The sequence below is a fragment of the Eubacteriaceae bacterium ES3 genome (assembly GCA_030586155.1).
Taxonomy (GTDB): Bacteria; Bacillota; Clostridia; order Eubacteriales; family Eubacteriaceae; genus Acetobacterium.
This window is the reverse complement of the sequence record CP130741.1, coordinates 976,975-996,221: the sequence shown is the minus strand read 5'-3', so window position 1 is coordinate 996,221 and position 19,247 is coordinate 976,975. Positions and strand designations below refer to the sequence as shown.

At 39.7% G+C, this 19,247-nt stretch carries 20 protein-coding genes; all 20 read right to left on the bottom strand.

Annotation, left to right across the window (positions count from 1 at the left end):
* Positions 1 to 104 precede the first annotated feature (104 nt).
* The 20 genes from secG to Q5O24_04480 all read right to left on the bottom strand — a co-directional run bounded on the left by secG (position 105) and on the right by Q5O24_04480 (position 19,246).
* Complete coding sequence (secG, locus tag Q5O24_04575; protein WKY48597.1) at positions 105 to 341, bottom strand: preprotein translocase subunit SecG; 237 nt, start codon at positions 339 to 341, stop codon at positions 105 to 107.
* A 112-nt stretch (positions 342 to 453) separates the two neighbouring features.
* Positions 454 to 1,989 (bottom strand): 2,3-bisphosphoglycerate-independent phosphoglycerate mutase, encoded by a 1,536-nt coding sequence (gpmI, locus tag Q5O24_04570; protein WKY48596.1) that lies wholly within the window; start codon positions 1,987 to 1,989, stop codon positions 454 to 456.
* 27 nt (positions 1,990 to 2,016) lie between these two features.
* The gene (tpiA, locus tag Q5O24_04565; protein WKY48595.1) at positions 2,017 to 2,754 is read right to left on the bottom strand and encodes a triose-phosphate isomerase; all 738 of its coding nucleotides are present in this window, start codon (positions 2,752 to 2,754) and stop codon (positions 2,017 to 2,019) included.
* 9 nt (positions 2,755 to 2,763) lie between these two features.
* Positions 2,764 to 3,954 (bottom strand): phosphoglycerate kinase, encoded by a 1,191-nt coding sequence (locus Q5O24_04560; GenBank protein ID WKY48594.1) that lies wholly within the window; start codon positions 3,952 to 3,954, stop codon positions 2,764 to 2,766.
* Between the two features lie 141 nt (positions 3,955 to 4,095).
* Positions 4,096 to 5,100: a type I glyceraldehyde-3-phosphate dehydrogenase gene (gene gap / locus Q5O24_04555; GenBank protein ID WKY48593.1), complete on the bottom strand. Its 1,005-nt coding sequence runs from the start codon at positions 5,098 to 5,100 to the stop codon at positions 4,096 to 4,098.
* A 23-nt stretch (positions 5,101 to 5,123) separates the two neighbouring features.
* Entirely contained in the window at positions 5,124 to 6,209 is a 1,086-nt protein-coding gene (locus tag Q5O24_04550) for a sugar-binding domain-containing protein (protein ID WKY48592.1), read from the bottom strand.
* 115 nt (positions 6,210 to 6,324) lie between these two features.
* On the bottom strand, positions 6,325 to 7,725 hold the full coding sequence (gene rpoN, locus Q5O24_04545) for an RNA polymerase factor sigma-54 (GenBank protein ID WKY48591.1): 1,401 nt from the start codon (positions 7,723 to 7,725) through the stop codon (positions 6,325 to 6,327).
* Positions 7,726 to 7,981: 256 nt separating this feature from the next.
* On the bottom strand, positions 7,982 to 8,893 hold the full coding sequence (gene trxB / locus Q5O24_04540) for a thioredoxin-disulfide reductase (GenBank protein WKY48590.1): 912 nt from the start codon (positions 8,891 to 8,893) through the stop codon (positions 7,982 to 7,984).
* A 118-nt stretch (positions 8,894 to 9,011) separates the two neighbouring features.
* Positions 9,012 to 9,461 carry a flagellar export protein FliJ gene (locus Q5O24_04535; GenBank protein ID WKY48589.1) on the bottom strand — a complete coding sequence of 150 codons (450 nt, stop codon included), beginning with the start codon at positions 9,459 to 9,461 and terminating at the stop codon, positions 9,012 to 9,014.
* Entirely contained in the window at positions 9,458 to 10,762 is a 1,305-nt protein-coding gene (gene fliI, locus Q5O24_04530; protein WKY48588.1) for a flagellar protein export ATPase FliI, read from the bottom strand. Before fliI ends, Q5O24_04535 begins: the two co-directional genes overlap by 4 nt.
* Before the next feature lie 11 nt (positions 10,763 to 10,773).
* The gene (locus tag Q5O24_04525) at positions 10,774 to 11,556 is read right to left on the bottom strand and encodes a hypothetical protein (GenBank protein ID WKY48587.1); all 783 of its coding nucleotides are present in this window, start codon (positions 11,554 to 11,556) and stop codon (positions 10,774 to 10,776) included.
* Positions 11,549 to 12,583, bottom strand: coding sequence for a flagellar motor switch protein FliG (fliG, locus tag Q5O24_04520; GenBank protein WKY48586.1), 1,035 nt, complete (start codon positions 12,581 to 12,583; stop codon positions 11,549 to 11,551). The genes Q5O24_04525 and fliG overlap by 8 nt, the downstream gene beginning before the upstream one ends.
* Before the next feature lie 8 nt (positions 12,584 to 12,591).
* Positions 12,592 to 14,148 carry a flagellar basal-body MS-ring/collar protein FliF gene (gene fliF / locus Q5O24_04515; protein ID WKY48585.1) on the bottom strand — a complete coding sequence of 519 codons (1,557 nt, stop codon included), beginning with the start codon at positions 14,146 to 14,148 and terminating at the stop codon, positions 12,592 to 12,594.
* Between the two features lie 87 nt (positions 14,149 to 14,235).
* Positions 14,236 to 14,541 (bottom strand): flagellar hook-basal body complex protein FliE, encoded by a 306-nt coding sequence (fliE, locus tag Q5O24_04510; protein WKY48584.1) that lies wholly within the window; start codon positions 14,539 to 14,541, stop codon positions 14,236 to 14,238.
* 14 nt (positions 14,542 to 14,555) lie between these two features.
* A complete protein-coding gene (gene flgC / locus Q5O24_04505) occupies positions 14,556 to 14,987 on the bottom strand; it encodes a flagellar basal body rod protein FlgC (GenBank protein WKY48583.1) in 432 nt (143 codons plus the stop codon).
* Between the two features lie 2 nt (positions 14,988 to 14,989).
* Complete coding sequence (gene flgB / locus Q5O24_04500; GenBank protein ID WKY48582.1) at positions 14,990 to 15,391, bottom strand: flagellar basal body rod protein FlgB; 402 nt, start codon at positions 15,389 to 15,391, stop codon at positions 14,990 to 14,992.
* A 262-nt stretch (positions 15,392 to 15,653) separates the two neighbouring features.
* Positions 15,654 to 16,052 (bottom strand): hypothetical protein, encoded by a 399-nt coding sequence (locus tag Q5O24_04495; protein ID WKY48581.1) that lies wholly within the window; start codon positions 16,050 to 16,052, stop codon positions 15,654 to 15,656.
* Between the two features lie 12 nt (positions 16,053 to 16,064).
* Positions 16,065 to 16,445, bottom strand: coding sequence for a flagellar export chaperone FliS (fliS, locus tag Q5O24_04490; GenBank protein ID WKY48580.1), 381 nt, complete (start codon positions 16,443 to 16,445; stop codon positions 16,065 to 16,067).
* 23 nt (positions 16,446 to 16,468) lie between these two features.
* Positions 16,469 to 18,319, bottom strand: a complete 1,851-nt coding sequence (fliD, locus tag Q5O24_04485) for a flagellar filament capping protein FliD (GenBank protein ID WKY48579.1) — start codon at positions 18,317 to 18,319, stop codon at positions 16,469 to 16,471.
* A gap of 114 nt (positions 18,320 to 18,433) precedes the next feature.
* Positions 18,434 to 19,246 carry a protein-glutamate O-methyltransferase CheR gene (locus tag Q5O24_04480; protein ID WKY48578.1) on the bottom strand — a complete coding sequence of 271 codons (813 nt, stop codon included), beginning with the start codon at positions 19,244 to 19,246 and terminating at the stop codon, positions 18,434 to 18,436.
* Between the last annotated feature and the right edge of the window lies 1 nt (position 19,247).

Sequence of the window (19,247 nt, the reverse complement as noted above, 5' to 3'; positions counted from 1 at the left end):
GCATCTTTAGATGCAAAATTTAATAGTCGAGTACAGTCAAAACACCGTTTACAGTATTCTAACCGTACTCGCAAAGACGGAAAAGCCTCTTGGCTTTTCCGTTATTAAACTATTGATAAAATAAATGCTGTCAACATAAAAACCACGCCTGAAATTTTAGTAGCTCGTTCAAGAACGGCCTCAAAACCCCGCGCCTTTTTCTTTCCGAATAAAGATTCGGCACCTCCTGCGATAGATCCTGACATACCTGCAGCTTTACCCGGTGAAAGTAAAATGGCAGTAATCAGAACAATGCAGGATGCAATTAAGACAACCAGTAATGCTGTTTCTATTGTTCTCACCTCCGTAAATTCTCATGCACGTTATCATATCATATGCACCTCAATTTTTCAATCATAAAAAAAGTCTCTAACGAGACTTTTTTATCTGAAATCGCTAACAAGAGTCAATTAATCAGCTTTTATCAATTAAACTGGTCCCGGTCATTTCTGATGGAACTGGTAATTCCATCAACTCCAGCAATGTGGGAGCAATATCAGCCAGTTTCCCATCGTCTCTCAAAGTCACATTTCCCTGTCCCAACAAAATACATTTTACAGGATTGGAGGTATGGGCAGTGAATGGCATTCCACTTTCATAGTCAATCATTTTTTCTGCATTACCATGATCAGCAGTGACAATTATCGAACCGCCTTTTGCAAGAATTGCTTCTATCACTTTTTTTGCACATTCATTAACTGCCTCTACTGCTTTTTCAGCAGCTTCTAAAATCCCACTATGCCCAACCATATCCGCATTGGCAAAATTCAAAACCATCAGTTGATATTTTTCACTTTCAACAGCAGCAACTGCTTTTTCGGCCACCTCATAAGCGCTCATCTCCGGTTGCAGATCATATGTCGCCACATGTGGAGAAGGAACAAGAATTCGATCTTCAAGAGGATACTGTTTTTCCAGTCCGCCATTAAAAAAGTAGGTTACATGGGCATATTTCTCAGTTTCTGCTATTCGCAGCTGGGAAACACCAAGACCACTTAGATATTCGCCCAGGGTATTTTTGATAACTTCTGGTTTGTATGCAATTTGAATATTCTCAAAACTTTTATCATACTGAGTCATAGTAACATATTTTACGTTCAGGTATCCTGATTGACGCTCAAACTGGTCAAAGTCTTTTTCAATAAAACAGCGGGTAATTTCTCTGGCTCTGTCTGGTCGGAAATTGAAGAAAATAATCGCATCCTTTTCTTTAATCATACCTTTTTTGTCATCACCAATTACGGTAGGGAGAATAAATTCGTCAGTGATTTTACCGGCATAGGATTTTTCCATCGCTGCACCTGCTGATGCTTCCTGTATTCCCTGCCCCATGGTCATGGCGTTATATGCTTTTTCAACACGATCCCATCGATTATCACGATCCATCGCATAATAACGACCCGTTATCGTCGCAATTTTACCCACGCCCAACTCCTGCATTTTTTCTTCCAGCGCTTTAATATGTGACAAACCGCTGTTAGGTGCAGTATCCCGGCCATCCATCAGACAATGGACAAAAACCTCGGTCAAATTATTTCGTCTTGCCAGTTCCAACAATCCATACAAATGTTTCTCGTGGCTGTGAACCCCACCGTCTGACAAGAGGCCGATTAAATGCAGTGCTTTATTATTCTCTTTGGCCCAGGTGACTGCAGAAAGAAGTGCTTCATTTTCAAAAAAATCACCATCATCGATCGATTTAGTAATTCTGGTCAGCTCCTGATAAATAATTCGTCCAGCACCCAGATTCAAATGGCCCACTTCTGAATTTCCCATTTGACCTTCCGGTAATCCTACCCCAAGACCACTTGCAGTGATCAGGGTATGAGGATATTTTTGTGTCAGGCAATCCAGATAAGGTGTATCCGCCAGCTCTACGGCATTTCCTTTTTCACATTGTGTATAACCGTAACCATCCAGAATGATCAGGGCAGTTAATTCTTTTTTCATGATGCACCCCTTCTTAACTCAATCTACTCAGTAATTAACAACTTCGGCAAAACTGGCTTTTAAAGAAGCCCCGCCAACCAAAGCGCCATCAATATTAGGCATGGCCATCAACTCTTTAATATTTTCCGCTTTCACGCTTCCGCCATACTGAATCCGAACTTTTTCTGCTGCTTCCTGTCCGTACATAGAAGAAATTGTTTCTCTAACCCAGCCACAAGCTTCATCTGCTTCTTCTTTAGTTGCCGTTTTACCGGTTCCTATTGCCCAGATCGGCTCATAGGCCACAACAACTTTCTCAATTGCTGCAATATCTTTAAGTCCAGCTTTTATCTGTCCCACAACCTTATCTTTTGCCTTGCCCCCCTCTCTTTCTTCCAGGGTTTCTCCACAGCAGACAATTGGCGTTATTCCAAGTTCAAGTGCTTTAACAGCTTTCTTATTGACCGCTTCATCTGATTCATTAAAGTATTCGCGTCTTTCAGAATGGCCCAGCACAACATATGTGACACCAATAGTTTTCAACATTTCTCCAGACACTTCACCAGTAAATGCTCCGCTTTTTTCGTAGTGCATATTCTGAGCACCTATTCCAATAACTGTGCCATCAGCCATTTCAACCGCTTTTTGCAGGCTTAAGTAAGGAGGACAGAATACTACTTCTACTGAAGCTTTCCCAACCAGGGGAACTAGGGTATTCATTAATTCTACGGTTTCATTCAGATCCATATTCATTTTCCAGTTTCCGGCAATAATTGGTTTTCTCATTTTTTTCTCCTATTTATCCAGCAGAATTTCAATACCAGGCAGTTTCTTACCTTCAAGGAATTCCAGGGAAGCCCCTCCGCCAGTGGAAATATGGCTCATTCCTTCTTCATATCCCAATATTTTTACAGCTGCAGCTGAATCCCCGCCACCGATAATTGTAATCGCGTCTGTTTCTGACATGGCTTTAGCCACTTCTTCCGTTCCTACTGCAAAAGCCGGCATTTCAAACACGCCCATTGGACCATTCCAGATGACAGTCTTTGCTTCGTGAATAGCTTTTGAAAAGGTCTGACAGGTCACTGGTCCAATATCCAATCCCATTTTATCGGCTGGAATAGCATTGATATCCACCGTGACATAAGGTGAATCAGCTGCGAAAGTATCTGCTGCGACCACATCTACCGGCAGAAGCATACTGACCCCTTTAGAAATAGCTTTAGCCATCAGTTCCTTAGCCAGTTCAACCTTATCCTCTTCCAGTAAAGATTTGCCTATCTCATGACCTTGAGCCTTTAAGAAGGTATAGGCCATTCCACCGCCAATAATCAAAGTATCCACTTTATCCAGAAGATTATTGATCACGCCAATTTTGTCTGAAACTTTTGCGCCACCTAAAATTGCTACAAAAGGTCGGGCAGGATCATCAAGCGCTTTTCCCATAAAATCAAGCTCTTTCTGAATCAAAAGACCAGAAACACCTGGTATTACCTCCGCAACACCGACTGTTGAAGCATGGGCCCGATGGGCAGTCCCAAATGCATCATTAACAAACACGTCCCCTAGTGAGGCCAACTCTTTCGAAAAAGCCGGATCATTTTTCTTTTCTTCCGGTCTAAATCGAGTGTTTTCTAAAAGCATGACTTCCCCAGCCTTTAAATTACTTGCCGCTTCTTTTGTTATGTCTCCAACAACCTGGCCATCTTCATTGAAGATTACTTCTTTTTTGAGCACTTCAGACAGTTTTTTTGCAACCGGGGCAAGGGAAAACTTCGGGTCTGGCGCGTCTTTAGGTCTTCCCAGGTGAGACATCAGAATCAGTGCCCCACCGTTATTTAAAATAGTCTCCATCGTCGGTAAAGCTGCCAGAATTCTGGTTTCATCTGTGATTTTTCCATTTTCATCAATTGGCACATTAAAATCTGCCCGCATTAATACTTTTTTACCCTTTAAATCGATATCGGATACCGTTTTTTTACTCATTATCTTTTCCTTTCACACTGAATTCAAATTTAATGAAAAATGTCCCGCCTAAACAGAATCAAATGAATCATTTCAGATCCGTTGATCCTCAGTAGTACGGGACACTGTTACAGATCGAAAGCTTATTTTTTCCCGACCATTTTATAGTTTTGTCGAAACGTATTCCACCAAACGTACCAGCTGGGCAGTATAGGACATTTCATTATCATACCATGAAATAACCTTAACCTGCTGTTTTCCGTTTTCAACGTCCATTACTTTGGTGAGTGTGGCATCAAACAGCGACCCATAGCTCATGCCGATAATGTCGGTAGAAACGATCATTTCCTCGTTATAACCCAGAGTCTCATTGGCCGCTTCTTTCATAGCAGCATTGATTTCTTCTTTTGTCACATCTTTTTCAAGTGCACAAGTTAAGTCAACCAGAGAGCCAGTTAAAACAGGAACGCGAAGCGCAAATCCATCCAGTTTTCCGTTTAGAGCCGGTAATACTTTTCCGACTGCTGCTGCCGCTCCAGTTGAAGTAGGGACGATATTCTGTGCTGCTGCACGACCACGTCGAAGATCTTTATGTGGTCTGTCCAGTGTCGCCTGGTCATTTGTATAAGCATGAACCGTTGTCATAATTCCACTGATTAAGCCAAATTTATCATTTAGCACTTTAGCGACTGGTGCCAGACAGTTGGTTGTACAGGAAGCACCAGAGATAACTGTTTCAGATCCATCAAGAATATTTTCATTAACATTGAAGACAATAGTTTTAACATCACCTTTGGCAGGAGCAGAAATAATAACTCTTTTAGCTCCAGCTTTGACATGTTTTTCAGCGCCAGCCTTATCTGTAAAGAATCCAGTAGATTCAACAACGACATCAATTCCTAAATCGCCCCAAGGCAGATTTTCCGGATCTCTTTCAGCAAATATTTTAATGGCTTTTCCGTCAACAACCATTGAATCTTCTTTAACTTCAATCGCGTTTTCTTTGAATTTTCCCTGAGCACTATCGTACTTTAATAAATATGCCAGTGTTTTGGCATCTGTTAAATCGTTTAATGCCACTATTTCAAATGCAGGATTATCCGCCATCAATCTGAATGCTAAACGACCAATTCTTCCAAAACCATTAATTGCAACTTTTACAGACATCTTAATCTGCCTCCTTAAAACTTTTATACTTCATCATCAAGACCCGACGTATTCGACTCTTCAGATGCTTTTAACTTTTTCAGTATTTCTCGAGCTGCACTCTCGTCAGTAACCAGGACAATATTGTCCCTGATTCGAGAAATCGCAATAATCGACTCTGCCTTGCCGGTTCCTCCTGCTATAGCGATGGCGTGCGGAATTCTTTTGAAATTATCAATACTGATACCAATTGTACTTGAAGGAGAAACGACTTCACCATTAATATTGAAATAATGTCCGAAGGCTTCGCCAACTGCTCCCATCGAAAGGACATTCTTTTTTTCCTGCGATGACATATTACGCCAATCTGCTAAAACATCTGCCCGACCCAGACCAAAAATGAAAATATCAATCTCATCCATTCTGGTAAATACCCTTTTTATCTCAGGATAATCTTTCAATGCTTCCAGCAAACGCTGATCAATATTATCAGGCAAATGCAACAACTCATAATTTGAATGTAGTTTAAGCCCCATTTCCGCTACCACGTTATTAGCCTGAGTAGAATGGCTTTTTCCGATCCCACCACGCGCAGGAATCACATAAACGTCGGGATAAAAAGCTTCGCGCATTTCATCAGCCACAGCTGCAGTACAATTTCCACCAGTTAAAGCCAGTGTATCTTTATATTTCATCACTGATAAAACATACTTGGCTCCTGAACGGCCCATAAAACGCAACACCTCATAATTCATATCCATATCACCAGGACAAATGAATACTTTTTTTAGATGCAGCTGCTCTGTTAATTCCTTTTCCAGCTGTTCCAGTCCATTATAGGTGTATAAGAGACTCTTTAACTTCACTAGCGCGTTTTTTCCTGCTTCAGTAATCACAACACCTTGTCGTTCTACGGACACCAATTTTTGAGATTGAAAAAAATCGATCTCATTACGGACAGCCCGCTCACTCATATCCAGAACAAAAGCCAGATTTCGACGACCAATCGGTTGTTCACTACTGATGGTTGATAAAATATTGTAACGCATTTCAATTATTTGACCAATCTCCGGAGCAACCAATTGCTGGAGTTCAATGACATCCTGACTGATTTTAATTTGCTTTGACACGATATCCCTTCCTTTGGCATTAGTCACTTTTTGTCCCGCCGGGACGAAAAGATTATACCCCATTTTATTTTAAAAAACAAGTAAAAGATCGTAAACATCCAGATTGAAAACTCGCTTAATGACAAATCTCTTTCCGTTTGGTTGAGGACTCGATATTCATCGCCTCCCGATACTTTGAGACTGTACGCCTGGCCACATCGATATTTTTAAATTTTAACATTTCCACAATTTTCTGATCACTCAATGGCTTTTTCTTATCTTCTTTGTCAATCAGCTCTTTAATCCAATTTTTAACAACTTCTGATGACCGGTCTTCTTCTCCATCACTAAAACCACGTTTAAAGAAAAACTTCAAGGGCAAAGTACCGTTTGGTGTTTCTATATATTTTCCTCGAATTGCCCGGCTCACTGTCGATTCGTGCATCTCAATCATTTGGGCAATATCTTTCAAAGTCAGAGCCTTCAATCCGGTTTTAGGATTAAAGAAAAAATCTTCCTGGTAGCTGGCAATGGCCTCAATGACATTTTTTATCGTTTGTCGACGCTGTTCAATACTTTTGATGAGAAAAATGGCACCATTCATTTTTTTTGACAGATACTCTCCCGCTTTGGAGTCCTGGGTCTCCGTCATTAACATCTTTTGATAAGTTGGACTGATATGAAGTTTAGGTGCTGAAATCTCATTAATCGTTACCACTAGCTTATCTCCGCTAATTTCAATTTTCCCGTCAGGGATTACATAAGAGACAGACTCACAACCTGAAAATTCACGTCCGGGTTTTGGTTCCAGACACTTTAATTCTTTTTTAAATTCAGCTATCTCTTCTAAACTCAACCCAGTTTCCTTTTCGATTTTTTTATAATGATGGTCGGCGAGATCTTTTAAGTGGTTTTTAACCATTTTTAAGTATGCTGAATCTTTCTCATAGCCTCTGGCTTCCAACTGGATGCTCAGACACTCTTCAATATTTCTGGCACCAACGCCTTCCGGATCTAATGTCTGGATTAAGCTGACAGTCGCTTCATATTCATCCGAGCTAATTGAAAGTGCCTCTATAATATAATTTTCATCGACCAGCAAATAACCATTATCATCAATGCAATCGATCAGATAATCACCAATTAATCCCTTTCGGGAGGATAATTCATTTTTTAAGAGACTAAATTGAAAATGAAGATAATCGTGTAAAGTATTCTCTCGATAAGAAAATTTCTCAAAGCCGAATTCATTTTCATCTTTACCAACGGACGACTGCCCAATCACAGGATACGATTGCATATATGCTATATATTCGTCCCATTTCACATCCGTTTCACCTGACTCTTTCTGGGCAGGGGCGCTTAGTTCACCCTTAATGGGGCCTTCCGGAAATTCAAGCACCGGGTTTTCCATTGTCTCCTTTTCAATCAGGTTATTCAGCTCGTTAGATGTCATCTGGAGAATTTCAATTGCCTGGCGCATCTCCTGGGTTATGATCAGTTTTTGTGTTTGGGTAATATTTAAATCAAGTTTCATTTTCCACCTGGCATTAATTTATGTACACTTAAATTAGCGCACATTTATAAAGTTTTTTTATTTTTGTAACTATTTTAGAAGATTAAGCAACATCCAAATTTTTCTTTTTATTATAGTCCTCAATTGTTCAATATATGGACAATTGAAGTTTAAAAATTAATCTCTCTAAATGAAAAAGACCGGATCACTCCAGCCCCAATCGCAATTTTATTTTTTGACTGGTCTGATAATCCCAGTAAATTGCTTTTATTAACACTTAACCTTCGATAAACTTAATGGCATTTGATGCCGCGATAGCACCATCCCCAGTTGCAGTAACTACCTGTCTCAAGGACTTTTGTCTGATATCACCTGCTGCAAATACCCCTTCAATATCAGTTCTCATTTCATCATCCGTTAAAAGATAGCCATGATCATTCTGTTTTAAAAGCCCTTCAAAACCCTCTGTATTGGGTTTCTGACCAACAAAAACAAAGACACCGTCCATCGGAATGGTTTCTACCTCATCAGTTATAAGATTTTTTACCTTAATCGCTTCCACATAGGCATTGCCAATAATTTCTTCGACCACCGAATCAAGTAAAAAGTCAATTTTTTCGTGGTCTCTGACACGATTCTGAAGAATTTTGGCCCCACGCAATTCATTACGACGATGAATGACGGTGACCGACGATGCATATTTTGTCAAAAAAAGAGCTTCTTCTAGGGCGGTATTACCGCCACCAATTACAGCAACCTTCATATTTTTGAAGAAGTTGGCATCGCAGGTTGCACAATAGGATACACCCATCCCGCGGAGTTCGACTTCACCCTTACAGCCGATCATACTTGGTTCAGATCCGGTAGCCAGAATCAAGGTTTTTGTGAGCAAATCACCATTTTCAGTTTTTACCCTAATATGATCACTCTGTTTTTCAAATCCATTAAAAATCCCTGTTTTAAATTCAACCCCAAATTCAACACATTGTTCTCGCATTCGTTCTGTCAGAGCCGGTCCAGTACTCTCTGGGGGTGCTCCAGGATAGTTTTCAATCTCCCAGCTGGTGGCAATCTGTCCGCCAATCCCGCCACGTTCAAGAATCAGGGTTTTTAACATTCCCCGTCCAGCATAAACGCCAGCAGTCAGTCCCGCCGGACCTGCACCTATAATAATCGTATCATAACTCATCTAATCACCTCACGTATTTTTAATTAAAAATAAATTACGAAGCATATCTTTACATCTCAAAACTGATTTAAGCTGTCGAATCTTAAAGTTTAAACCGGCCAGACCACTATCTTATCTGTCAAGAATGTTTGCTCATCTCTTTAGCAGTTGAGACAAAGTCTTCCAGCTCCTTTTCCGTTTCTTTATTGATTTCCTGCATATACTCATCATAACGCTTTTCTTTCATAATTTCAAGAGAACGGGTCTCAAGTTTAAGATTTTTAACAACTTCTATCTGTTTCTCAACTTTTTTGCGAGCCTGTTCTAAAACTTTTTCCAGGCGCTTTATTTCTTCTTTGACGGCATCAATATAATGCAAATGCACTTGACAGGCCATAGGTGAAATCGATCCTGACAGTGCATCCTCATATTCTTTCTTTTTCTGAATCAGTTTATTCTGCTGGTCAATCAGATTCTTCTCACACTGATCCAGTTCTTTATTTAATTCCCCCAAAACCATCATTTCATTTTCCAGGTTCTGGTCTTTATAGGTTAAAAGTTTTCCTAATTTAAAATTAAATTTTTTCATAGAATGGCCTTATCCATCATTTCAATACTCTGATCGAAGGGTGACTTTTCATCGATTCCCTGCTGGAGGAAGCGGTTGATGCCGTCAATTTTTTTTAATGCCACGTCAAGTGCCGGGTTACTCCCGCTTTTATATGCTCCAATACTTACCAGATCATAATTTGAATCATAAACAGACATTAAATTCCGAAGCTTCGAAGCCGCATCTCGATGTTCCTTTGAAACGATATTGGACATAATTCGACTGACACTGTTTAAAACATCTATCGCAGGATAGTGGTTTCTGGCCGCAATTTTTCTTGATAAAACAATATGACCATCAATGATCCCTCGAACGGTATCAGCCACTGGCTCATTCATATCGTCCCCTTCAACCAGAACGGTATAAATACCTGTGATGGAACCGGTTTCAAAATTACCTGTCCGTTCCAAAAGCTTTGGCATCATCGCATAGATTGAAGGCGTATAGCCCCTTGCTACCGGCGGTTCACCGGTTGCCAGACCAATCTCTCGTTGAGCCATGGCGAAACGTGTCAGTGAATCCATCATTAAAAGAACATCTTTTCCCTGATCCTTAAAATACTCGGCAATGGTTGTTGCTGTCATCGCGCATTTCATTCGCTGCATAGGAGGCTGGTCTGAAGTAGCCACTACAATAACTGAACGAGCCAAGCCTTCGGGGCCCAGGTCATTCTCCAGAAACTGACGCACTTCACGACCTCTCTCGCCTACTAAAGCAATCACGTTGACATGGGCCTTTACATTTCTGGCAATCATCCCCATCAGGGTGGATTTCCCTACCCCCGAACCGGCGAAGATTCCCATACGCTGTCCCTTACCAATGGTTAAAAGACCATCAATGGCTCTAATCCCGAATTCTAGAATATCTTCAATAATCGGTCGCGACAAAGGATTGGCACCGCTGCTTTGAATATCGTAATAATCATCAGCTTCGATGGGAAGATCAACATCGATGGGTTCACCCATAGCATTAACAACTCGACCAATCATTTTCTCAGATACTGCTACCTTTAGTGATGACCCTGTGGGTTCCACAATGTTTCCAAAACTGATCCCTTCCGGTTCTTCATAGGGCATTAAAAGCACCCTGTTTCCACGAAATCCGACCACTTCCGCCATAATATAATTCTCAGCGTCTTGATCAAAAATCCGACAAAGATCTCCAGTCCGGCACTCCGGGCCTACTGATTCGATCATCATCCCCACTACTTTTTCAATTTTACCGAAATATCGAAAAGTTTCAGCGCGCTGAATCTCTTTTATCATTTTTTGAGTATCCATATTTGCTCCACTCAATTTTCTTCGATGGCATTTTGAATCTGCTGTAGTTGTACAGGAACACTCACATCTATTACAGAATCATCTGTTTCAACAACAATCCTATCCTCCTCTTTCAAAATGACAACTTTCGATTTTTGGGATAGGGCTTTAATCCGATCAATCACAGCTTTATTGATATGAAGATCAACTGACTTTTGATATTCCGACAGATACACTTTGACACCGGTATCATCTTCGTGAATCACCTCGTGAAAAATTTTAGCAAATGCGGTTTCATCCTGCCTGATTTCATAACGCATAATTTTTTTTGCAATCTCCAGCGCCACTTTTAGAAAATCCTCTTCTAACTGCATAGATAAGCTGTTTCGCTCTTCCTGCAAAAGATTAGCAAGTTCCCTGACTTCAAGCAAAGCGTCTTCGATTCTCTGGTCAGCCTGCAGCAAACCTTCTTCAATCCCTTTTTGACTGCCAACTTCGAAGCCCAGGTCATAGCCCTCTTCATAACCTTTATTAAAGCCTTCTTCCTGGGATTTTTCCTTTATTTCCTGACTGGCTTTCAGGGTATTTTTCATAAACTCGTTAGCTGTCTTGATTGCTTCCAGCTGATGATCAACTTCCTCGATTTCCTCGACTTTCTCATCTTCATCCAGAGTTTCATCAAAATCTTCAACAATTTCTGACTTCTCATCATCTTGATGAACTGCTACATCTCCAGATAAGGTCTTTTTTTCAAGATCAACATCGAATACTTTATTGCTCTGTGTAACCCATTTTGCTTTAACAATTCTAGACAATTATCTCGTCCTTTCCACCTTTAGATGTTACAATTTCCCCTTCTTCTTCCAAACGTCTGATTACAGAAACAACTTTCTGCTGGGCTTCTTCTACATCACGTACTCGGACATTATGTAAAAATTCCATCTCACTCTTAACTGTATCGCCCATACGTTGGGACATATTTTCAAAGATAATATCACTAACCCCTTTGTTTGCCCCTTTAAGCGCAATTGACATATCTTTGGTTTCCACTTCCTGAAGGAAGCGCTGAATCGACATAGAATCCAGAATAACGATATCCTCGAATACAAACATTCTTTTTCTAATCTCTTCGGATAGCTTGGCATCAGTTTTATTAAGTTCGTCAAAGATATATTTTTCTGTACCGCGATCAATATTATTCATTACTTCAGCAATATAGTTAATACCACCAATTTCCAGTAAGTCAAAAGATACCACAGATTCAAATTTACGTTCAAGTGTGGTTTCAATTTGCTTAATAATTTCCGGCGATGTTCGATCCATCCGGGCAATTCGCTCAACCACTTCAACACGAATCGATTTAGGAAGCTCAGCAATGACTGCCGAAGCCTGATCAGACCGGGCATAGGAAAGTATCAGGGCAATTGTCTGTGGGTGCTCATTAACGATCATATTCATCAGGTTTTTATAATCAGCTTTTCGGATAAACTCGAAAGCTTTTGTTCGCAAAGTTTTGGTAACTCTCTCAAGAAGGGCATTCCCCTGTTGAGAACCAAATGCTTTTTCCAGAACATTCTTGGCATAGGAAATCCCGCCTTCAATATAAACCTTTTGGGCTACACAAAGGCCATAAAACTCATTAATAACTCTATCCGTCACATCTGGCGGCACTGATTCCATTCGAGTAATCTCGTAGGTAAGCTGCTCAATCTCATCTTCTTCCAGATGTTTATAAATAGAAGAAGCAACATCAGCGCCAAGTGCCACTACCATTTGAGCCGCCTTTTGTCGTGGGGTTAACCCAATATTGTCAGTTTCTGTTACAGGCATTGTTTCAGGCATTTTTTCACCTACTCATTCTCATTCTTAAGCCAGGATTTGACCAATTGCGCCACAATTTCCGGATTAGCAGTAGCAAACTCCTTAACTTTTTCTCTTTTATCATCAACAACCGGTTTAATATCCCTAACGGGGATACTCGGTACGGTTTCTTCGAAGATTCCTTCATCTTCAAGCGAAGGAATAACATGGTCCAGAGCTTCCTGGGCCTTTTTCTTTCTTCGTCTGCCCAACAGTACAATCAGTAAAATAACTACTACTAACAGCAATGCTCCGGCAATTCCGGCTATAATCAGAATCTGACCCAGATCTGCACCCGTCGACTGGTCATCGGTAGTTGCTGTATCGTCCTCGGCAGAATAGAAATCGAAGTTTCTAATGGTTACATTCTCAGGATTCACTCCAGCTGCAAAAGCGATCAGCTGCGTCAGATTTTCCCGTTCTACAGCATTCATATCGGCGGCATCTATTGCAACCGCAATGGAAACGGCATCAACAGTGGGATCAGTTCTCTCAGTTTGGGTAACTTCAGAGCTGACTGAATAATAATTATCATTAGTAAAACCAGAAACCAGTCCACCCTCACCTAAAATTTCTTCAGCATAGGTCGTTGTATCGGTATTCCCGGTTGTCCCGGCAACACCGCCATCAACAAGGGTTCCACCATCAATTGTAAAACTTGATGATTCCTGATTAAGAACGCCGGAATTATCCCCATCTTCTGAGGGTGTATAAACGACTGACTCCTGTTTTACCGAATCTGTATTAAGATTGGCTGTTACAGAAACCTTATATTGCGACGGATCATACGGTCCGTTTAAGACATTATTAACTTTGGCTGTCAGATTCTGCTCAATTTCACGGGTCAAGGCAATTTTCGAGCTGGCACCAGAATTTGATTCTGCGGTTGCCACCAGGTCATTACCATTTCCATCAGTTAAGGCAATATCTTCTTTCTCCAGGCCGGAGACTGATTTGGCAATCAGATTCTGAATCCCCAGAATCTGGTCTTCAGACAGTGTAACCCCCTGTTCAAGATGAATAATCACCGAAGCAGTGGTGGGTTCAGTTTCCTGCAGATAAAAAACATTTTCATCTGGTATCGACAAAGTAACCACAGCATCACTCACTCCAGTTATGGTCCTGATACTGGCAGCGATTCTTTCCTGCAGCTGTAAATTTTTATACTGCTGTCTTTCATAGTCAGTTGAAAGAAGGCTGGAATTTTCCTGGATTAAATAATAACTCAAGCCACTTTTAGGGTAACCTTCCTGGGCCAGTTGCATACGAACTGTTGCTTCCTGGTCAGAAAGCACCATAATCTGACCATCTTCAAGTTTGACCTCTACTCCAAGATCCTGAAGCGCTGCCATTATTTCAGTTGTTTCAGTATCGGTGAGGTCAGAAAACAATGGTACATACTCGCTCTGGTTAAGTACTAAAGTTAAAACCAGTGATCCAATCAGGACAGTCGCAGCGACAGCGATAATTACTATTTTCATTTTTTTGGAGAACTTACCCCAAAACTCTTTTAAATTGTCGAGAACTTTTTTTATCTGTTCAGGCATTGATTTCCTCTGCTATGCACATAATATTTTGTTATTTCTGATATGAAAATAAACTGCTAAATGATAAACAATAATACAGGTTTGATACTATAAGCTCGTGCTCATAACTTCCTGATAAGCACTTAAAGCTTTATTTCGGAGCTGAACCATCGTTTGAAGCGCAATATCCGCTTTAGCCATGTTAATCATCATGGTATGCATATCATCCATATTTCCAATTGACAGATTATAGGCATCCACTTTTGTTTGGGCATCCGTTTCTTCGGCGTTGGCAATCACATCATTGAGTACCTGAGAAAAACCCTGAGCCGCCTCACCCTGTGCTCCATTTGAAGCAGAAACCTGCTCAGACAGAGATTCTGTTATTATACTTGCTAAAGGACTAATAGCCATCTTTTATCTCCTTATTATCCAATTTCAAGAGCTTTCATGGCGATGGACTTTGTCGCATTAAAAGCTGTAACATTTGCTTCGTAGGCCCGGCTGGCACCTAATGCATCGATCATTTCCTGAGCCGTATTGACATTTGGATACATAACATACCCGTCTTCATTGGCATCCGGATGAGTAGGATCATATACCGGCACTAATGGTGATTCGTCTTCAACAACAGCAGCTACTTCAACGCCCTGCTTCTGTACACCAATCTCATTGTTTAGAACCTCCTGAAACGATTGAACGTCAGAACTTTGAAGAATTACCATTTTTCGACGATAAGCCTCCCCGTTTTCTGTTCGGGTTGCCTGGGCATTGGCAATATTTTGTGAGACAATATCTAAACGATATTTTTGCGCAGTCATGCCCGATCCGGATATATCAAAGCTACTTAAAATACTCATTTTTATTTCCCTTCGCTTAGTGCATACTTAATTCGTGAAAATGACGAATTTACACCTGAAACCAGATAATAATACTGGGTAACAGTCTTTGTCATATCAATATTTTCCGAATCCAGGTCCACGTTATTCTCATCCAGCTGATTTGATGTCAAATCATAAGATTCAGTCACAATATCAGAACTAAGTACATTTTTAATACTTTCCTGCCGATTAACATTCTGTCCATTTGTATTAGAACTGATTCTATTCAACTCATTATTAAGAGCGGTCTCGAAATCCACCTCGAGTGCTTTGTATCTAGGTGTTTCCGAGTTTGCTATATTATTGCTGATAGCCTGTTGCCGCGCCCAAGTACCATCCAATGCTTTTTGAAAAATTGCAGTGGTTATAGAATTTCCAATCATAAGCGCCTCCTGTTATTGTTTTGGGATTTACCCCATAATATTCCATAATTTATATAATTGTATCATATTTACTTGGATACAACAACGACATAAAGACACCCCTCTGTAAAATTGTTGCATCAATATTTAAAACTTGAAAAATATAAGCAATTAACACTTTTCCCAAGAAAAAAACAGCCATTCGGGCTGTTTTTTTCTTTTATATTAATTTTTTTTATTACTTTTCATCTTTTATATGACAAATTTTCTTAAATCATTTAAGCTATTTTCTAACATCGATCAGTTTACCCTGGGTATCGCGTCCCACAGTTTCGTATTTTAAAGCACGCTGTTTCTGTTTGTTAGCTTTTAAATCATCTATTGTTTTCTGCTGTTCTTCCTTGATTAGTTCCATTGCATTCTGATCTATATCTAAAATCAGTTTGACTAAACGGTCAATTTCTTTTTCCTGGGCTTTAGTTGAAGGGTGTACAAACATTGATTCTTCAACATTATTCTCCACCTGTTCCAATTTCTTGATCAGATAATCCCGCTGAGCTAAAATACCCTCAAGTGCTTCCCAGGAAGTTGTACTGCTTAAGATTTCCTCGCCCGTTGATACATATTCTTTTAATAAGCGAATTTTTTCTTCACATAATTCATAGGAGTTTACTTTACCCATTAAAATCCCGTCCTATCTAGTTCCGCGAGTAACTTTTTCAGCTTCTTTAAACGCATCCTTTAACTCTTGAACCAGCTTCCATAAATCCTCAAGTAAAGCTACATCCTTATTTACGTTGGCTTCACCCAGCTTTTCATATAAAAAATCATACATATCTCTGAGTTCAATTGATATTGGATAATTCATATCAAGTGACTGGCTCAAAGAACTGACTACTTTTTGAGCTTTCGCAATGGCATTATAAGCTTTTACAATATCTTGACGTTCAATTAATAGAATACCCAGCTTTATCTGCTTGGATGCTTCCTCAAAAAGTTTTACAACAATTTCACCTTTCGACATTGACTCCAAAGCTATTCTTTTCGATTCTTTATATGGATTTTGAGTTACCATTTCCATTCCCCCTTAGTTTAACTCTATGAGTTAGAACCAAATCCGCTGATCATTGAACTTTGGGCGTTGAGCTGCGACAAAGCAGTTTCAAGCGCTGTAAACTTGGACCAGTAACGGCTCTCTTCAGATTCTAGTTGATCCTGAAGTTTCGTTATATATTCATTGACGGTCTGTATATTATCATAAATACTATTTTGCGTACTGGATGTAGTAGATTCATATCCGGCTTTTTCGATAAGTGTTCCTCTTGAACCTCTTGCCCCTGAAGTTTTTGCAGCATCATCAATTATTGAATCCAACGCATTTGCTATACCAGTTGTTTCAGTAGTGAAGAGTTCCTTTACACCCTCGATATTACTCGAAAGCACTTCTACTAACTTATCTTCATCAATTTCCAGCTTTCCATTTTCAGTATAACCGGCTGATTCAATCCCCATATCATAAAGGGTAAGACCACCTTTAACAGCTGAGCTATACATTAGTGTCTGCATTTTCGAGGTAATACCTCTCAAGATGCTATCACCTCGAAGAATGCCCGATTTTGCCTTTGCTTCCCATTTTTCAATTTCAGACTCAGACATTTCCTCTTTCTGTGCATCAGTTAATGGTTCATAATCTGATTCTTTATCTTCTTTGACTAAACCATTTATTAAATCAATCATTGTATTATAATCTTCAACAAAGCTTGTAATTTTGTCTTTTAGGTCAGTTGTATCTGTTGTTAGATTAATAGTTGAAGAAACAGCTGTTTCTTCCAATAAAGTTACTTTTACACCATTAACATCAACTTCATTGGAACTCCTTGTAATTGTCTTCCCGTTGACAGAAAGTATTGCATTTTGCCCCTCAGTATCTATCGTATTCCCAACTACATTGTTGTTTAATCCAAAAGCAGTTAATAAGTCAGAATCTGATACGCTAATATTACTTCCTGCACCACTATCATCAGCCGTTAGTTTAAAAGTGTCCGTGATAGATGAATAAGACATAGTAACGCCTGCATCACTGCTATTAACACGTTTCATTACAGTTGCCAAGGTATCAGTACTGTTAAAGGAAAACTCAACATCATTAATTGAAAAGCTATATGACGTCTGGTCAAGGGTCCCCCAAGATAAATTTAAATCAGCTAAAGTTGAAGAAGTACTTAAAGTATTACTTTGCCCTGAAGTCATCCCAAGATCATCAACAACAGAACTTCCACTTAAATTTGCTACTTTCAAGCTAGATCCTGAAGCTAGAAATTCAACTTTACCTGCGGTTGAAAAATCCGCGCTAACAACGCCAGTACCAAAACTGTCATCTAGAGCAGCCTGTAACTCAGTTTTAAAGCTTGCTTCATCTGTAACTGTTCCAATAGTAACAGTTTTTGTCATACCATCTTTTGTCATAAGGAAAGATTTTCCTGAAAAATCCGTAGAGTAATCTGTACTATACGTACCATTCAAAGAACCTGTTACTGAGGCATTACTCTCAAATGTCTGGCTAGTTGCCAATTGAGTAATACTGTCAATGGTAATGCTTCCTGAACTTGTGACACTACTGCTTGCAGTTACTGTATAAGCACTAGATGAAGTACTTGCTGCTATCGTATTAAATAAACTTTCGCTTGTAAAATTCGATCCAGACAGAACATCCAGATAAGAACTTTGAAATTCCTTTAATGCCGTGGTAACCGATTGATATGCAGTTTGTTTCCACTCCAACAGTTGCAATTTCTGCTCTTGTTTGGTAATTTTTTGTTGTGTAGCAAGCGTCAAGCTATTAACTATTTCTTCTGTGTCCAGTCCGGACATTAGTCCAGCAATCCCTGTTTTAGCAGATAGAGTCGTTAAAGAAGAGGATGTTGAAGAACTTACTGAATTTGTAGACATTTTAATCCCTCCAAACTTTATTAAAACATCGAAATGACAATTTCCGATATTACATTCTTTTTCTAAACTATTTATCGGACAAAGCCAGATTTTCTTTAATGTCTTAAGAAAGTTTTAAATTTCCTTCTGATAAATGGATGGCTTAACATACTTGAAGGAGTGGGTCACTGCCGACAGTGATTCACTTTGTCCGATAAAGAAGTATCCGCCCGGTTCCAGGGCATCATAATACTTTTTAACGATCTGATTTTTGGTCGGGATATCAAAATAGATCATAACATTACGGCAGAATATCGCCTGAAAAGGTTTTTTGAAACGAAACGGATCTAAAAGATTAAACTTTCGATATGCCACCCCTTGTCGAAGCGACTCAGAAACAATCATATGCTCTTCGTCATAGTCGTTAAAATATTTTCTGATCCATTCTTTGGGAACCTTTGAAAGTTCTTCGTTCGAATAAACTCCTTTTTTGGCAGTTGTTAAAACTTTTTCCGAAATATCTGAAGCCAAAATAGTAGAATCCCAGGAGGATAGCTTAGTACCCAGGTAGTCTCTGGTGATCATGGCCAGGGTATAGGGTTCCTGTCCTGACGAACAACCAGCAGACCAGACCCTTAAGTCTTTCGACTTAAGGGTGTTTTCGATCCAGGGCAATACCGTTTTTTTGTAAAACTCAAAATGTTCATTTTCCCTTAAAAAATAAGTGTGATTAGTCGTTAGTTTATTAATCAGGGTACTGATCTCGTCGGTTTTTTTATCGGTCTTTACAAAGTCCAGGTAGTCCATAAAATTTTCAAATCCCAAGGTCGAGATATGATGACTTAACCGACCTTCAATCAAATGTTTCTTTTTTCGCAGATCCACTCCATAGTTATCGTAAACATAGGCAGTGATCGCCTGAAACTCATTTTCCTTTAATTTTATCACA

What these genes read in the sequence shown, in the direction of transcription:
- gpmI (WKY48596.1), bottom strand. Translation starts at nt 1,989, where the DNA reads ATGAAAAAAGAATTAACTGCCCTGATCATTCTGGATGGTTACGGTTAT.
- tpiA (WKY48595.1), bottom strand. Translation starts at nt 2,754, where the DNA reads ATGAGAAAACCAATTATTGCCGGAAACTGGAAAATGAATATGGATCTG.
- Q5O24_04560 (WKY48594.1), bottom strand. Translation starts at nt 3,954, where the DNA reads ATGAGTAAAAAAACGGTATCCGATATCGATTTAAAGGGTAAAAAAGTA.
- gap (WKY48593.1), bottom strand. Translation starts at nt 5,100, where the DNA reads ATGTCTGTAAAAGTTGCAATTAATGGTTTTGGAAGAATTGGTCGTTTA.
- rpoN (WKY48591.1), bottom strand. Translation starts at nt 7,725, where the DNA reads ATGAAACTTGATTTAAATATTACCCAAACACAAAAACTGATCATAACC.
- trxB (WKY48590.1), bottom strand. Translation starts at nt 8,893, where the DNA reads ATGAGTTATGATACGATTATTATAGGTGCAGGTCCGGCGGGACTGACT.
- Q5O24_04535 (WKY48589.1), bottom strand. Translation starts at nt 9,461, where the DNA reads ATGAAAAAATTTAATTTTAAATTAGGAAAACTTTTAACCTATAAAGAC.
- fliI (WKY48588.1), bottom strand. Translation starts at nt 10,762, where the DNA reads ATGGATACTCAAAAAATGATAAAAGAGATTCAGCGCGCTGAAACTTTT.
- fliG (WKY48586.1), bottom strand. Translation starts at nt 12,583, where the DNA reads ATGCCTGAAACAATGCCTGTAACAGAAACTGACAATATTGGGTTAACC.
- fliF (WKY48585.1), bottom strand. Translation starts at nt 14,148, where the DNA reads ATGCCTGAACAGATAAAAAAAGTTCTCGACAATTTAAAAGAGTTTTGG.
- fliE (WKY48584.1), bottom strand. Translation starts at nt 14,541, where the DNA reads ATGGCTATTAGTCCTTTAGCAAGTATAATAACAGAATCTCTGTCTGAG.
- flgC (WKY48583.1), bottom strand. Translation starts at nt 14,987, where the DNA reads ATGAGTATTTTAAGTAGCTTTGATATATCCGGATCGGGCATGACTGCG.
- flgB (WKY48582.1), bottom strand. Translation starts at nt 15,391, where the DNA reads ATGATTGGAAATTCTATAACCACTGCAATTTTTCAAAAAGCATTGGAT.
- Q5O24_04495 (WKY48581.1), bottom strand. Translation starts at nt 16,052, where the DNA reads ATGGGTAAAGTAAACTCCTATGAATTATGTGAAGAAAAAATTCGCTTA.
- fliS (WKY48580.1), bottom strand. Translation starts at nt 16,445, where the DNA reads ATGGTAACTCAAAATCCATATAAAGAATCGAAAAGAATAGCTTTGGAG.
- fliD (WKY48579.1), bottom strand. Translation starts at nt 18,319, where the DNA reads ATGTCTACAAATTCAGTAAGTTCTTCAACATCCTCTTCTTTAACGACT.